Below are 14792 nucleotides of genomic sequence, written 5' to 3'. Positions count from 1 at the left end.
TGCCCCCGCTCTTTACGAAGAACGGGGGCATTGCTTTTGGATGCCCACAAAGCCTTAGAACAAAACGACGGACTCAACGGAAAAAAACAAGCATGTCTGATTTACTCCCTCAGATCGTGCAGCAGCTGTTCAATGGATTATCCTTGGGCGCTATTTATGCACTGATCGCCATCGGCTACACAATGGTCTATGGCATTATCGGAATGATTAACTTTGCCCACGGCGAGATCTACATGATCGGTGCCTATGTCGGGCTGGTAACCCTGACTGCGATTGGCGTAGGCTCGGGTCTGCCTATCTGGCTGATCATTCTTATCATGTTGCTGGTTGCCATCCTGGTAACCGCGGTTTACGGCTATGCGATTGAAAAAGTTGCCTATGCGCCGCTGCGTGGCAGCCCTCGGCTGGTCCCGCTGATCTCGGCCATTGGTATGTCCATTTTCTTGCAGAACTGGGTTGCCCTGGGCCAGGGCGCACGCGATATGGCAGTGCCCACATTGCTGTCCGGCTCCTTTCAGTTCAGCCTGGGCGCAGACGGCTTTACCGTCACGGCGCCTTACTCACGCGTCATGATCATTGTCGTGACCGTGGTGCTGATGATCATGCTCAGCCTCTACATCAAGTACTCGCGTCTGGGTCGCGCCTCGCGTGCATGTTCACAAGACTTGCGCATGGCCAACCTGCTGGGTATCGACACCAATAAAATCATCTCCTTTACCTTTGTCATCGGCGCCATGCTGGCTGCCGTGGGCGGCGTGCTGATTGCCACCGCCATTGGCAAGCTGAACCCCTTCATCGGCTTTATTGCCGGTATCAAGGCCTTTACGGCAGCCGTGCTGGGCGGTATTGGCAGCATCCCGGGCGCCATGCTGGGCGGTGTCCTGCTGGGTCTGGCAGAAACCTTTGCCGCTGCCTTTATTTCGTCGCAGTACAAGGACATCGTGGCCTTTTTACTGTTGGTCTTTATCCTGCTGTTCCGCCCAACGGGCCTGCTGGGTAAACCCGAGGTGGAGAAAGTCTGATGATGAACCGCTTTAGCAATGCATTTATCGCCGCTGTCTTGGCAGGCATTATTGTGGCTCCCGTCTTTGGCCTGCAAATTGTGCGCGCCGGGATGAACACCCATCTGGAAAGCGATTGGCAGATCATTCTGATCGGTATGGCACTGGTCTTTGTGGTCCAGCTGATCCGTCCTAACGTCAATCGCACCAAGATACGTGAAAGCCGCTGGACGCTGCCCAAACTGAGCATGCAGCACAAGAAGATCCTGCTGTACATCGTGATCGCTTGTGCCGTGGTCTGGCCCTTTTTTGGTGGTCGTGCTCAGGTGGATATTGCCACCTTGGTGCTGATCTACATCATGCTGGGCCTGGGGCTGAATATCGTGGTGGGCTTTGCCGGCCTGCTGGACCTGGGTTTCGTGGGCTTTTATGCCGTGGGTGCCTACACCTACGCCTTGCTCTATCACTATGCGGGCTGGGGCTTCTGGGAAGCACTGCCATTAGCGGGTGGTATGGCAGCCCTGTTCGGCTTCCTGCTAGGTTTCCCCGTGCTGCGCTTACGCGGCGACTATCTGGCTATCGTCACCCTGGGTTTTGGTGAAATCATTCGCCTCTTGCTCATCAATATGTATGACCTGACCGGCGGCCCGGATGGCATCTCCGGTATCCCCAAGCCAACCGTATTCGGTTTCCCCATGGCACGCCGTGCACCGGAAGGGCAGACCACCTTCCACGACCTGATGGGCTGGACCTTCAGCAACCAGGACGTGGTGGTGTATCTGTACTTGATGGCCCTGGCGCTGGCCCTGATCACCTTGCTGGTTTCCAGCCGTGTGGTGCGCATGCCTATTGGCCGTGCCTGGGAAGCCCTGCGCGAAGACGAGATTGCTTGCCGTTCGCTGGGCCTGAACCCCACTTCCATTAAACTGTCCGCCTTTACCATGGGCGCCATGTTTGCCGGTTTTGGTGGTGCTTTCTTTGCCGCCCGTCAGGGTCTGGTCAACCCGGAGTCCTTCACCTTTATTGAATCCGCCTTGATCCTGGCCATCGTGGTGCTGGGTGGTATGGGTTCACAAATCGGCGTCATTCTGGCTGCTATTGTGCTGACAGTGGTCCCTGAATTGGCCCGAGAGTTCGCGGAGTATCGGATGTTGATTTTTGGTCTGGTCATGGTGGCCATGATGGTTTGGCGTCCACAGGGCCTGCTGCCTGTGCAACGTCCTCATGTGGAGTTGCGTGCATGAGCCCATTACTCCGAGTATCCGATCTGTCGATGCGTTTTGGTGGCTTGCTGGCGGTGGACTCCGTCAGCTTCGATGTGGCTAAAGACGAAGTGTTTGCCATCATCGGCCCCAACGGCGCCGGGAAAACGACGGTATTTAACTGCGTAGGCGGCTTTTACAAGCCCACTTCCGGTTCTGTCACCCTGGAAGACCAACCCATCCACGGCCTGTCCAGCCACAAAGTGGCACAAAAAGGCCTGGTACGTACCTTCCAGAACGTACGTCTGTTCAAGAAGCTGACGGTGCTGGAGAACCTGCTGGTTGCCCAGCACAGCCAGCTCAAGGCCGGCTTTTTGTCCGGTCTGCTGAACCTGTCACGCTACAAGCAGTCCGAAAAGGAAGCTAAAGAGCGTGCGGTGACATGGCTGGACTTCATGGGCCTGACCGATCTGGCCAACCGTGAAGCGGGCAATCTGGCCTACGGCCACCAGCGCCGCCTGGAAATTGCACGTTGCATGATCACCCAGCCGCGCTTGCTGATGCTGGACGAACCTGCGGCGGGCCTGAATCCCCAAGAGAAACGTGATCTGCAAGCCTTGATCGACCAACTGCGCCGCGAATTTGGCGTGGCCGTCCTGCTGATCGAGCACGATATGAGCCTGGTTATGGGCGTATCAGACCGGATCCTGGTTATGGAATATGGCAAACCCATTGCCACCGGCCTGCCTGAAGAAGTGCGCAATGATCCGCGCGTCATCAAAGCCTATCTGGGGGAAGAATAAGTGCTTAAGCTGGACTCCGTATCTACCCATTACGGCGCTATTCAGGCGCTGGATCAAGTTAGCGTGGACGTGAATCAGGGCGAGATCGTCACCCTGATTGGCGCGAACGGCGCTGGCAAAACCACCTTGCTCATGACCGTTTGCGGCTCGCCCCGAGCCAGCTCGGGAAGCATCAGCTTCATGGGCGAAGACATCACCCACGCCGACACGCACCGCATCATGCGCAAAGGCATCGCCATCTCTCCCGAAGGCCGTCGCGTCTTTCCAGACCTGACCGTGTCGGAAAACCTGAAGATGGGCGGTTTCTTTCTGAACCGCAGCGAGATCGACGAAGGAGAGGAGCACGTCTACAAACTGTTCCCCCGCCTGAAAGAACGCGCTGCGCAACGAGCAGGAACCATGTCAGGTGGTGAGCAGCAAATGCTGGCTATCGGTCGCGCACTGATGAGCAAACCGTCCTTGCTGCTGCTGGACGAACCTACGCTGGGCCTAGCCCCGCTGATCATTGCGCAGATCTTTGACATCATCCGTACCATTCGCGATGAAGGCGTGACGGTGTTTCTGGTAGAACAAAACGCCAATAAGGCCCTGCAAGTTGCAGACCGTGGCTATGTGCTGGAAACCGGCAAGGTAGTGATGCAGGATACCGGCGCCAATCTGCTGGCGAATCCGGATATTCGGAAGGCTTATCTGGGGGCTTAGACAGCCAGCGAATGCAGCCTCAAAGCGGTAGAGCGTCATCGATTTAAAGCACCGCTTTAATTTACGTGCTTGAAAAAAAACCTGAATCGCAGCTTTTGCTGGATTCAGGTTTTTTTTCGGGTGACAAGTCAACACAAGGCCATCCGCACCAGAACTAAAAGCTATCGATATGCTTGCCGTACGCTTCAGGGGAACAGAACACGACAGCATCCCCTGAAACCTGATATCGCTAGCTGCGAAACGACTTAATCCTTCAACAAGCCTTCGCCGCGCAGTGCCGCCTTCACACCTTCGTTCTGCTCCATGCGAGCAAAGAAGGCGTTCAGGTTCTTCATGCCCGACAGGTCCAGCTTCATCAGAGCAGCCCAGCGCAGTACCACGTACAGGTAAGCATCAGCCACGGACAAGGAGCCCGACAAGGTTTCTTTGCCTTCCAGGTGCTTGTCGATCACGCCCAGTTGCTTGGTCAGCAAGGCAGCGGTCTTGGCCTTGACCTCGGCCTGAGTTGCTTCCTGATCCGCGTAGCGATGCGTACCGAACACCACACCCACGTTGCGGTGGATTTCGGCGTTCAGGAAGGCCAGCCAACGGCGGGCTTCAAAGCGTTGTTCGATGGTGCTGCCAATCAAATTGGCTTGCGGGTTCTTCTCGTTCAGGTATTCCAGAATGGCGATGCTTTGTGTCAGAACCAGATCACCATCGACCAGAACAGGCACAGCGCCGTTGGGGTTCAGTTTCAGGAATTCTTCTTGCTGCAGTTCGTCACGGCTGACGCGCTGGGATTCAAACGGCTTGCCTATCCACTCCAATGCAATGCGGGTCACCAAAGGACAAGCACCAGTCATGTAATACAGTTTCATAAGCTCTCTTTCCAAAAGTGCGATAAACAAATGGCGCGAGCTTGTCGCGCCACTCCAAAATCATCGAGGCTGCAGGTGGCGAGCCAGGAAGCGCTCCATACGCTCGTAAAACTCGAACTTGTTCTCGTCGTTATGGAAGCCGTGGCCTTCGTTATCCTTGACCATGTACTCCACATCCACACCACGCGCTTTCAAAGCGGCAACCATCTGGTCACTTTCTGCCTTGTTCACCCGTGGGTCGTGTGCGCCCTGGGCGATAAATAAGGGAGTGCGGATCTTGTCGGCATGTAAAACGGGGGAGTTGGCTTCCAGCAGCTCTTTATCCTTTTCCGGATCACCTACCATGGCGTGCATTTTCACCAGCAAAGGCTTCCAGTACGGCGGGATGGTATTCATGAAGGTCAGCAAGTTGGACACGCCCACATAGTCCACCGCTGCAGCGTACAAGTCCGGGGTTTTGACGATACCGGCCAAGGTCGCGTATCCACCGTAACTGGCGCCGTAAATGGCAATGCGCTTGGGGTCAGCAATCTTTTGATCGATCAGCCACTGAACGCCATCGGTAATGTCGTCCTGCATGCTCAGGCCCCATTGCTTGAAACCCGCTTCCCAGAACTTGCGTCCATAACCGGTCGAACTGCGGAAGTTGATTTGCAAGACGGCGTAGCCACGGTTGGCCAGGAACTGCACCTCGGGGTTAAAGCCCCAGTAATCGCGCGCCCACGGGCCGCCGTGCGGGTTGATGACCACCGGCAGATTACGGCTGGGGACACCCAAAGGCAGGCTCAGGTAGCCGTGAATCTTCATGCCGTCACGTGCCGTAAATTCGATAGGGTGCATGACCGCCATATCGCTTTCCGGCAAGGCACTGTTGATTACAGCCAGTTTGTGCAAGCTATTGCTGTCCACATCGTAAAGGTAGCGTGAGCCTGGATTGCGATCGCTGTAGCTGGCCACAATCATTTTCTTTTCATCGCGTGTGATGGACTGAATGCTGATCTCGTAGCCCGGCAATTGGCGGGCGATGGCGGCGTGAATTTTCTCGCTGTGCTCGTCAAAGAAATGCTGACCGGGTTTGTCGGTGTAATAATCCACCGAAGTCAACACCTGACGCAGGCGAGAATAGCCAGCTCCCATCAGATCGTGATCGGGTAATTCGTAAATTTTTTCTTCTTCATCCGGCTTGGCAGGGTCAATCAATACCAGGGCCAAGGTGTCGCGACCACGGTTGCTCAAGGCGTAGAAGCGCTGATTATCGGCATGAAAAAAGAGGGGGCTGACTTCCGTGCGGAAGTCCGTTTGCAAAATGCTGCGGAACGGCTCGGAATCGCTGTCGCGATAACGCAGTTCGGAATCCACACCCGAGATCGAAATCGCCATGCGCACCCGACCTTGATGGTCTGTGCTCCAACCCAGTACATCACCGGGGTTCTCGGCCGCCAATGTGCTTTCACCGGTCAGGACATTGACCTTGTAGACGTCGAACACTTCCGGATTACGGCCGTTGTGCGACACCAGAATATGCTCCGGGTCGTCCGGCAAATCGTCCTGCACCCCGGCACGTACCCCTTCCAGCGGCGTCAGGTCCGTGACTTTGCCAGTCAGCACGTTCACCGCCAGAACGTGATAGTTCTCATCGCCATTGACGTCCTTGGCATAAATAACGGTTTCATCGCCTTTCCAGAAGTACTCGGCAATATCGCGCTGATGTTCGGCGGTGACGCGGCGAGCCTCGCCCACAGGCTCACTGCCTTTTAACTCTTGCACAAAGATATTCTGACGGGCGGGGTGACCGTCGATCTTGACGGGCTCCATAAAGCCGATCATGCGCCCCTGATCCGAAATCCGGAAACCGCTACGCTTGGGATTCTGAAAGAAGTCCCGAATGTCGTACAGTGGGGGAGTGGTGCTCGCGACGTTATCCGGTATCAGGGCGTGGGCGCCCAAAGAGAGCAAGAGGGACAAGAGCATAAGCAATAACCTATAAAACAGGGTTATGAGGGTGAGACCAGGGACAAGCCTGTATCAATCCCATTACTATATCGGATGATGGTCCCAAGCAAAGGCAAGAACCCTCTGAAAATAGGGCCAGAATGCCAGGGGCAGCTCAAGGACAAGGACAGGCATGACTTCTTTGACTCGTATCGTTTTTCTGGATAGGGAAACACTGTCAGACAGCGTAGAGCTGCCGCAGGTTCCCTTTAAGCATGAACTGCAAGTTTACGGACGTACCGCTCCCGATCAAGTGGCCGAACGTATTGCCGATGCCGACATTGTCATCAGCAATAAAGTGGCACTCCGCCGCGAGCATTTGCAGGCCGCGCCCAACTTGAAAATGATCGCATTGGCCGCCACAGGTAGCGACAATATTGATCTGGATGCCGCCCGTGAACGCGGCATTGTGGTCAGCAATATCCGCGACTACGCCGTGCGCAGTGTTCCGGAGCACGTTTTTGCGCTGATCTTTGCCTTGCGCCGCAATATCTGCGCCTACCGCCAATCCGTCAAGGAAGGCCGCTGGCAAGAAGCCCAGCAGTTCTGTTATTTCGACTATCCCATCCGTGATCTGGCAGGCTCCACCTTAGGTCTGATTGGCTCTGGATCTCTGGGGCAGGCCGTCGCCACCATGGGTCGAGCCCTGGGCATGAAAGTCATCTTTGCTCAACGCCGTGGCCAGACCATCGTCAGCAATGCGGATGACCGCTTGCCCTTTGAGCAAGTGCTGGAGCAAGCCGACGTCCTCTCCCTGCATTGCCCCCTGACTGCTGAAACACAAAACATGCTGGGCATGGCCGAGTTCGAGCGTATGGCCCCACGCCGCCCCTTGCTGATCAATACCGCCCGTGGCGGGCTGATCGACAATCAGGCACTGGAGCACGCCTTGCGACAGGGCTGGCTGGGTGGTGCAGGCATTGATGTTTGCACGCCCGAGCCGCCACCCGCTGACCATATCCTGATGCGCTTGTTAGACTCACCCAATTACATTTTGACGCCGCATATAGGCTGGGCCAGTCAGGAGGCCATGCAGGCCCTGGCAAACCAGTTGATCGAAAACATTGTTGCTTTCCACCGCGGCCAAGCACGCCATACGCTGTAAATAATGACTGATTTAAGCTCCTACCAAGCCAATTTCTCCCTCGCTGGTCGCTGTGCTCTGGTGACCGGCTCGTCCGCCGGTCTGGGCCTGGAAATCGCCCGTGCCTACGCCGCCCATGGCGCCCATGTGATTTTGCATGGTCGTAAGGCCAGTAAACTCCTGCCTCTTGCCAACGAGCTTGCAACTGGCGGTGCCCAGGTTGATACCTGGGAACATGATCTGGCCGATCTGGACTCCTTGCCAGACTCCTATCAAGCCCTGTGCCAGCGCGTCGGCACTCCCGATATTCTGGTGAACAATGTGGGCGTGCGACTACGCAGCCGCTTGCAGGATGCCGATTGGGACGATGTGGAACATTTGCTGAATGTAAACCTGCTGGCCACGCTGAAACTGTCCAAGTACGCGGCCCAAGCCATGCTCAAGGCTCAGACCCGGCACGGCCGTATTGTGACCTTGACCTCCATTGCAGGCCCGCTGGCTCGCCCAGGCGACGCTATTTACCCGGTTGCCAAGCAGGGTCTGGCCGGCATGGTACGAGCACTGGCCGTAGAATTTGGCGGGCAGGGCATTACCAGCAATGGCATCGCCCCCGGTACCTTTGCCACGGAAACCAATGCCGCTCTGGCTCAAGACCCCGTCAAAGGTCCTTTAGTGGTTGGCCGCAACCCCTTGGGACGCTGGGCCAAGCCGGACGAAATCCGCGCTGCCGCTGTGTTCCTGGCCTCTCCGGCTGCTTCCTATGTCAATGGCCATATCGTGGTTGTAGACGGCGGTTTCTCCATTACTTTCTGATTGTTCCCTGACCATGCCGCTACCTCGTCCCATCCGCATCGCGATCAATGGCTATGGCCGCATAGGCCGTTGCCTGCTGCGCGCCATTTACGAATCCCCACGACGCCAGGAATTTGATGTCGTGGTCATTAACGAGCCCGCCACCATAGCCACCATGGCGTATCTGACGCGCTTTGATTCGACCCATGGCGTATTTCCGGCCCAGGTAGAGCACAACGAACACGAGCTGATTGTGGGGGATAAGGCCATCCGGGTGCTGCATGAAACCGACCCCAAATCCATAGACTGGGCGGCGCTGGATCTGGACATGCTGATCGAATGCAGTGGCGCCTTTGGCAGTCGAGCCCAGCTGCAGCAATTTCTGGACGCCGGTTGCCCGCGTGTGCTGCTATCCAATCCCGGCAATAGTGCCCAGGACGTGGATTTCACCGCTGTGCTGGGTATTAACCATGAACAGTTGCAAGGCGACGAACGGATTGTCTCCAACGCCTCCTGCACCACCAATGCCATCATCCCGGTTCTGGCGGAACTGGATAAGACTTTCGGCATACGTCACGCCTTTTTAAGCACGCTGCACTCGGTGATGAACGACCAGCCCATGATCGATGGCTACCACAGCAGCGATCTGGCCCGCACCCGTTCCGCCTTGCAATCCATGATTCCAGTCTCTACTGGGCTGGCAACTGGCGTAGAGCGGCTGTTACCGCAATTAAAAGGCAAAGTTCAGGCCAAATCCATACGCGTCCCTATCTTGAACGTGTCGGCCATTGATCTGATGGTCAACCTGGAACGCGACACCAGCCGGGATGAAATCAACCAGTTGTTCCAGAAAGCGGCGCAGCAATGGCCTGGTATTCTGGACTATTCCGATCAGGCCCATGCCTCGATCGACTTCAATCACAATCCACACTCTGCAGTCGTGGACGGCTCGCAAACCCGAACCAATGGGGATGGGCTGGTCAATATGCTGGTCTGGTTTGACAACGAATGGGGGTTTTCCAACCGCATGCTTGATATTGCCTGTGTGTGGGCTGCGCGCTTTATGCGCCAGCCGTGAACACCCCATTTTCAAACTGAACTGTCTTCCGAATTCTTACAGGAGCCATGATGAGTACGACACGTATTGAACAGGATTCCATGGGAACCATTGAGGTTCCCGCTGACCACTATTGGGGCGCACAGACACAGCGCTCGATCCAGAACTTCCCGATTGGCCGAGACCGCTTCCAGTGGGGCCGCAGCATGATCGAGTCGCTGGGCATCCTGAAAAAATCCACAGCCTTGGCCAACCAGGAACTGGGCGAATTGCCCGACGAGCTGGCCCAGCTGATTGTCAAAGCGGCTGATGAAGTGATTGCAGGCCAGTGGGATACCGAGTTCCCGCTGGTGGTGTTCCAGACCGGCTCTGGCACCCAAAGCAATATGAACGTGAACGAGGTAATCTCCAACCGCGCCATTGAGCTGGCTGGTGGCGAGAAGGGCAGCAAAAAGCCCGTCCACCCGAATGACCACGTGAACCGCGGCCAATCCTCCAACGATACTTTCCCCACCGCCATGTACATCGCTGTGGGTCTGGAATGTCATCGCCGCCTGCGCAAAGACGTAGGCCAGTTGCGCGACACTCTGGCCGCCAAAGCCAAGCAATTCAACAGCATTGTGAAAACCGGCCGTACCCACTTGCAAGATGCCACGCCCATCACGCTGGGCCAGGAAATTGGTGCCTGGGTGGCGCAGATTGATTTCGGCCTGCAAACCGTGGACAAGGCTCTGGACGGTATCTACCAACTGGCGATTGGCGGCACCGCCGTGGGTACGGGTCTGAACGCCCACCCTCAGTTTGGCGAACGCACAGCAGCCCATATTGCCAAGATCACAGGCTTGCCATTCCAGGCGGCTGAAAACAAGTTCTTCGCACTGTCGGCTCACGACGCGCTGGTGAACCTGTCTGCTTCCTTGCGCACCTTGGCCGGTGCCTTGATGAAAATGGCCAACGACGTGCGCTGGCTGGCCAGCGGCCCCCGCTGCGGGATTGGCGAGCTACAAATTCCCGAGAACGAGCCCGGCTCCTCCATCATGCCCGGCAAGGTCAACCCCACTCAGTGCGAAGCGCTGACCATGGTGGCCGTGCAGGTGTACGGTAACGACGCGGCGGTGGGCTTTGCCGGCAGCCAGGGCAATTTTCAGTTGAACGTCTACAAACCAGTGATGGTGCACAATGTGCTGGAAAGCATTGCCCTGATCAGCGACGCATGCCTGGCCTTTGACGAGCATTGTGCTCAAGGTCTGGAGCCTGTCATGGAAAAGATCCAGCACAATCTGGACCAGAACCTGATGCTGGTCACCGCCCTGAACCGTCACATCGGCTACGACAAGGCCGCCTACATTGCCAAGACAGCCCACAAGGAAGGCCTGACCCTGCGTGAGTCCGCCCTGAAATCCGGCTATCTGACTAACGAGCAGTACGATCAGTGGATTGTGCCACTGGATATGACCCACCCAGGCTAAATTCAGCCTCGCTTGTGCTTGAGCGTATTCGCCCCTTCAACGGGGCGAATACGTAAACAGCGTAGCCATTTGTCCCTATGAAAGAGTAGGGGAGTGTTCCATCCCACCTATCTGCCTTTCACTGCCTTATGCGTATAAAGAAAACCTTCAGTTTGTCCTCTGCATTTGCAGCCACCGTGCTGGGTCTGGCCGTAGCCACGGCCACAGTATCGGCCCAGGCACAATCTGAACCTGTTCCTGCCATCAGCGGACCGGCTGTCTCGGTTGAGACCCTGGTCAGTGGGCTGGAACACCCTTGGGCCATGGCTTTTTTGCCAAATAATGCCGGCATTCTGATTACCGAGCGCCCAGGCCGCCTGCGTGTTTGGACTCAGGAAAACGGCTTGTCCGAACCGATTGCCGGTGTACCTAAAGTCCATGCGCAGTCCCAGGGGGGCTTGCTGGATGTCGCTCTGGCCCCGGATTTTTTCCGTAGCCGTCGTATTTATCTGGCTTATGCCGAGCGCCGCGACAAACAGAACTCGGCCACCACCGTCGGTTATGGCGTGCTGTCGTCGGACTTGAAACGCATCGACGCCTTCCGCCCGATTTTCCGTCAGGAACCGGCCTTGTCCACCGGACAGCACTATGGTGTGCGTATGGCTTTTGATCCCGGGGGACGAGACCTGTATATCGCCCTGGGCGAGAACAATCAGCCGGCCACGGCTCAGCAGCTGGATCACCTGCAAGGTAAAGTCGTGCGTATTCGCCCGGATGGCATTGTGCCGCGCGACAATCCTTTCCGCAGTCAACGTGGTGCCAGAGCAGAAATCTGGAGCTATGGCCACCGCAACCCGCAAGGCATGGCCTGGAACCCTTGGACAAACGAGTTGTGGGTGGCTGAACATGGCCCGCAAGGCGGCGATGAACTGAACCGGATTCAAGCCGGCGCCAACTATGGCTGGCCCTTGCGTACCGAAGGGCAAGGCTATGACGGCAAACCCATTCCCAACGCCAGCCCCACACCGCTTGAGGGGCTGACCGAGCCTTTCCACTACTGGTCAGTCTCGCCCGCCATCAGCGGCATGGCTTTCTATAACAACGAACGCGTCCCGGACTGGCAGCACAGCCTGTTTGTAGGTGCCTTGAAAGAACAAGCTTTGATTCGTCTGGAATTTGATGAAGAGGACGGCCACATCGTCGGTGAAGAGCGCTTGCTGCAAGACTTGAAGCAGCGTATCCGGGATGTGCGTGTCGGGCCGGATGGCGATGTCTATGTGCTGACCGACGAAAGCGACGGCCAGCTACTGCGCATTCAGCCCAAGCCTTGAGCCCTTAAAAAAGGCCGTCACAAGGACGGCCTGTACAGACTGAGCAGTCAGCTCAATTACTTGATCAAGGTTACTGGCACATTCACCAGGCTCAGCACCTTGGTCGTGACCGAACCCAGAACCAGGCCGGGCAGGGCGCTCAAGCCGCGCGTACCCATCACAATGTGATCGATCTGGTTTTTCTCTACATATTCTTTAATCGTTTGGGCGGCATTACCGGCAATAATGCTTTCCTTGATTTTCAGGGGAGAACCGGCGAGTACGGAACGAGCGGGCAGGAGCGCATTGCTGCCTTCGTCCTGGTAGTAAGCCTGCAGCACATCTTCCGAGAAAAAGCGTTTGACGTTACCCGACACGATCGGAGTAGGAACAGCCAGCACGTGCAAAGTGGCTTCTGGTTTGCCCGTTAGGATGTCCACGGCGGTTTTCAAAGCACGAGTGGAAGCATCAGACCCATCGACAGGAACGAGAACATTAAGCATGAAGACCTCTTGTAGTGTGTGAACTGTTTAAGTATGAAGCAATAACTTCTACTAGGACATTACAGAATAAGCGCGCAGACCAGCTTGATCAGTATCAAGACCCACCGCTATTTGCTAAAGACTGTTCTATCATAACCGTATGATCTCGGTATGGATGCCACATCACCCCGTTTATGTGTGGAAAAAAACAAGCGCCACATCCTGTCGTCCCACCATTCCTTGAGCCCGTTTTTCTTAGGAGATATCCCTCATGAGCTTGAAGCAGCTACTGGTCTGTACGGCCTTGTTCAGTGCCGGTTTCAGCGCCCAGGCGGCCGAGGCCAGCTTTGACTCGGTCAAGGATGTGCTGACCAGAAATGCTTGTTTGTCCTGTCATACCGTAGACAGAAAAGTGGTCGGCCCCGCCTATAAGGACATAGCCAACATGCGCAAGGACGATCCAGCCAACGCTGAAGTCATCGCCCAACATATCCGTCAAGGCAGCAAGGGCGTCTATGGACCGCTGCCCATGCCTGCGAATGCAGCCATTTCTGATGCCGACATCAAGGCGGTGGTGGCTTGGATCATGGCGGGTGCGCCAAAAGAGTAAGCAGGGTGTTTACACGGTGGGAAACGGTCATCCAGGGATGGCCGTTTTTATTGGCTGAACAGGATTGCGGTTGTCCACGCAATCCTGCGATCATCGTTTTGATGGAAAAAGACAAGCGCAGCAGCTGCGGTCAATGGCCAGACTTCAAAATCTCAAAACAATAAAAAACTGGGTGCATCCATAACCAGGCTTTTCGCCATTATCGGATTGACTTAAAGGCTGGCGTCCCCACTCATCTTTTGGGCGTATCGCGCAGGCTGAAAGCTCCAGGCCATGATGGCCACCAATACCGCCATTGCCGCATGCAACATCCAGCCTGCCTGAAAGCCATTACTCATTTCACGCAACTGCACGCTGATCATGGGAAAGAGGGCGGCAATCGGAAAGCCACCGCCTTGCATCAAGGCACTCAAGGTCCCGGCACGGGCTGCATCCGGAAAGTGATCCAGAGCCACTAACAGCAGCAAGGAAAAGCAGCCGCCCAAGCCGATGCCGATAATAATCGCCCACAGATAGGGGGCCATATCGGGAATATAGGCAAAGGCCAGGAAGCCCACGAACTGACACGCCAGCGCCAGCCATACCCACATGCGGCGATCTTTATTCTTGGCCGCCAAGGTAGGCAAGCCAAAGGCGGCAATGGCTTGTGCCACCGAGAGGACCGCCACCAGGCTACCGCTGGCTTCAGCCGTCCAGCCCCGGTCTTGATAGAACGTCGCCAGCCAGGTCACCAAAGAGGCATAGCCGCCATTGATCAGGCCAAAACACACAATCAAGGTCCAGGTGCGAGGGCGAGCCAGCAAGGACAAGGACGGGGGAGACAAATTCGCGCCCGAAGCTTCACGCGGCACCACTTTCCAGGCAATCCACAAGGCCACGCTGATCGGCAAGGCCCAGAAAGCCAGCGCGATACGCCAGCTGTCCGTCAAGGAGCTGACCCACGGCGTAATCTGCGCACCCAAAGCACCCCCACCCATCAAGGTCGCGGAGTACACCCCGGTGACCTGAGCGATATGGCGCGGAAACTGTTCCTTGATCAAACCGGGCATCCCCGCTTGCAGCAAGGACACGCCCAAACCACAGATCAGCGCTGTTGCAATCAGGCTGGCCCCATTAGGCACAAACCAGCGCAGCACACAGCCCAGGCACAGCAAGAGCAAGGATGTAATCAAGACATGGCGCAGTGCCAGGACGCGCCGCAAGGAGGGCATGCAGAAAGCGCCCAGTCCCATCACCATCATGGGCAGCAAAGTCAGCCAGGCCAGGCTGCTCAAGGGCATATTCAACCCTTGGGCCACCTGTCGTGCCAAGGTGCCGCTGGAGGTCAGAAAAGGGCGCAGGTTCAAGCCGACCAGAATGACGAAAGCCAGCCACAAAGCTGGGCTGGCTCGAACACCCGTCGACGACGGGGCAGTCTGAGTAGAAGACATAAAATCGTTATTGTTGTGA

The 14792-nt window shown here is 56.3% G+C and carries 14 protein-coding genes; 10 read left to right on the top strand and 4 right to left on the bottom strand.

The features are described from left to right. Positions 1-92 precede the first annotated feature (92 nt). From livH to WFM49_RS16710, 4 genes are read left to right on the top strand one after another with little or no spacing between them, the layout of a single operon-like run. Complete coding sequence (livH, locus tag WFM49_RS16725; protein WP_009453959.1) at positions 93-1022, top strand: high-affinity branched-chain amino acid ABC transporter permease LivH; 930 nt, start codon at positions 93-95, stop codon at positions 1020-1022. Then, positions 1022-2245 carry a high-affinity branched-chain amino acid ABC transporter permease LivM gene (gene livM, locus WFM49_RS16720; protein WP_115633651.1) on the top strand — a complete coding sequence of 408 codons (1224 nt, stop codon included), beginning with the start codon at positions 1022-1024 and terminating at the stop codon, positions 2243-2245. The genes livH and livM overlap by 1 nt, the downstream gene beginning before the upstream one ends. Next, a complete protein-coding gene (livG, locus tag WFM49_RS16715; RefSeq protein ID WP_009453965.1) occupies positions 2242-3006 on the top strand; it encodes a high-affinity branched-chain amino acid ABC transporter ATP-binding protein LivG in 765 nt (254 codons plus the stop codon). Before livM ends, livG begins: the two co-directional genes overlap by 4 nt. Then, positions 3007-3708, top strand: coding sequence for an ABC transporter ATP-binding protein (locus tag WFM49_RS16710; RefSeq protein ID WP_009453966.1), 702 nt, complete (start codon positions 3007-3009; stop codon positions 3706-3708). It abuts the gene before it with no gap. 245 nt (positions 3709-3953) lie between these two features. Here WFM49_RS16710 and WFM49_RS16705 read toward each other — a convergent pair whose 3' ends face one another. Together WFM49_RS16705 and WFM49_RS16700 are read right to left on the bottom strand one after the other, a co-directional pair. Beyond that, positions 3954-4568, bottom strand: coding sequence for a glutathione S-transferase family protein (locus tag WFM49_RS16705; protein ID WP_060185070.1), 615 nt, complete (start codon positions 4566-4568; stop codon positions 3954-3956). Between the two features lie 60 nt (positions 4569-4628). Beyond that, complete coding sequence (locus WFM49_RS16700) at positions 4629-6539, bottom strand: S9 family peptidase (protein ID WP_009453968.1); 1911 nt, start codon at positions 6537-6539, stop codon at positions 4629-4631. 154 nt (positions 6540-6693) lie between these two features. On the opposite strand from WFM49_RS16700, the gene WFM49_RS16695 reads away from it, so the two are divergent. The 5 genes from WFM49_RS16695 (at position 6694) to WFM49_RS16675 (ending at position 12272) form a co-directional block, all read left to right on the top strand. Beyond that, positions 6694-7665, top strand: coding sequence for a D-2-hydroxyacid dehydrogenase (locus WFM49_RS16695; RefSeq protein ID WP_336974404.1), 972 nt, complete (start codon positions 6694-6696; stop codon positions 7663-7665). A gap of 3 nt (positions 7666-7668) precedes the next feature. Continuing rightward, complete coding sequence (locus WFM49_RS16690) at positions 7669-8457, top strand: SDR family oxidoreductase (RefSeq protein ID WP_336974403.1); 789 nt, start codon at positions 7669-7671, stop codon at positions 8455-8457. Between the two features lie 13 nt (positions 8458-8470). Continuing rightward, positions 8471-9514: a type I glyceraldehyde-3-phosphate dehydrogenase gene (locus tag WFM49_RS16685; protein WP_009453973.1), complete on the top strand. Its 1044-nt coding sequence runs from the start codon at positions 8471-8473 to the stop codon at positions 9512-9514. 50 nt (positions 9515-9564) lie between these two features. Beyond that, entirely contained in the window at positions 9565-10962 is a 1398-nt protein-coding gene (gene fumC / locus WFM49_RS16680; RefSeq protein ID WP_009453975.1) for a class II fumarate hydratase, read from the top strand. Between the two features lie 128 nt (positions 10963-11090). Beyond that, complete coding sequence (locus WFM49_RS16675; protein WP_425541732.1) at positions 11091-12272, top strand: PQQ-dependent sugar dehydrogenase; 1182 nt, start codon at positions 11091-11093, stop codon at positions 12270-12272. 56 nt (positions 12273-12328) lie between these two features. On the opposite strand, the gene WFM49_RS16670 is transcribed toward WFM49_RS16675, so the two are convergent. Next, positions 12329-12754, bottom strand: a complete 426-nt coding sequence (locus WFM49_RS16670; RefSeq protein ID WP_009453980.1) for a universal stress protein — start codon at positions 12752-12754, stop codon at positions 12329-12331. A 250-nt stretch (positions 12755-13004) separates the two neighbouring features. Here WFM49_RS16670 and WFM49_RS16665 point away from each other — a divergent pair, with 250 nt between their 5' ends. Further along, positions 13005-13343, top strand: a complete 339-nt coding sequence (locus WFM49_RS16665; RefSeq protein ID WP_336974398.1) for a c-type cytochrome — start codon at positions 13005-13007, stop codon at positions 13341-13343. A gap of 212 nt (positions 13344-13555) precedes the next feature. On the opposite strand, the gene WFM49_RS16660 is transcribed toward WFM49_RS16665, so the two are convergent. Beyond that, complete coding sequence (locus WFM49_RS16660; RefSeq protein ID WP_336974396.1) at positions 13556-14773, bottom strand: cyanate transporter; 1218 nt, start codon at positions 14771-14773, stop codon at positions 13556-13558. Positions 14774-14792 lie beyond the last annotated feature (19 nt).

Source organism: Alcaligenes sp. PF14 (genome assembly GCF_037150615.1).
Lineage (GTDB): Bacteria > Pseudomonadota > Gammaproteobacteria > Burkholderiales > Burkholderiaceae_B > Alcaligenes > Alcaligenes phenolicus.
This window is presented reverse-complemented; position numbering and strand designations above follow the sequence as displayed.

Coding starts and splice junctions, on each gene's coding strand:
- WFM49_RS16695 (WP_336974404.1), top strand. CDS start 6,694: ATGACTTCTTTGACTCGTATCGTTTTTCTGGATAGGGAAACACTGTCA.
- WFM49_RS16670 (WP_009453980.1), bottom strand. CDS start 12,754: ATGCTTAATGTTCTCGTTCCTGTCGATGGGTCTGATGCTTCCACTCGT.
- WFM49_RS16705 (WP_060185070.1), bottom strand. CDS start 4,568: ATGAAACTGTATTACATGACTGGTGCTTGTCCTTTGGTGACCCGCATT.
- livH (WP_009453959.1), top strand. CDS start 93: ATGTCTGATTTACTCCCTCAGATCGTGCAGCAGCTGTTCAATGGATTA.
- WFM49_RS16665 (WP_336974398.1), top strand. CDS start 13,005: ATGAGCTTGAAGCAGCTACTGGTCTGTACGGCCTTGTTCAGTGCCGGT.
- WFM49_RS16690 (WP_336974403.1), top strand. CDS start 7,669: ATGACTGATTTAAGCTCCTACCAAGCCAATTTCTCCCTCGCTGGTCGC.
- fumC (WP_009453975.1), top strand. CDS start 9,565: ATGAGTACGACACGTATTGAACAGGATTCCATGGGAACCATTGAGGTT.
- WFM49_RS16660 (WP_336974396.1), bottom strand. CDS start 14,773: ATGTCTTCTACTCAGACTGCCCCGTCGTCGACGGGTGTTCGAGCCAGC.
- WFM49_RS16675 (WP_425541732.1), top strand. CDS start 11,091: ATGCGTATAAAGAAAACCTTCAGTTTGTCCTCTGCATTTGCAGCCACC.
- livG (WP_009453965.1), top strand. CDS start 2,242: ATGAGCCCATTACTCCGAGTATCCGATCTGTCGATGCGTTTTGGTGGC.
- livM (WP_115633651.1), top strand. CDS start 1,022: ATGATGAACCGCTTTAGCAATGCATTTATCGCCGCTGTCTTGGCAGGC.
- WFM49_RS16700 (WP_009453968.1), bottom strand. CDS start 6,539: ATGCTCTTGTCCCTCTTGCTCTCTTTGGGCGCCCACGCCCTGATACCG.
- WFM49_RS16685 (WP_009453973.1), top strand. CDS start 8,471: ATGCCGCTACCTCGTCCCATCCGCATCGCGATCAATGGCTATGGCCGC.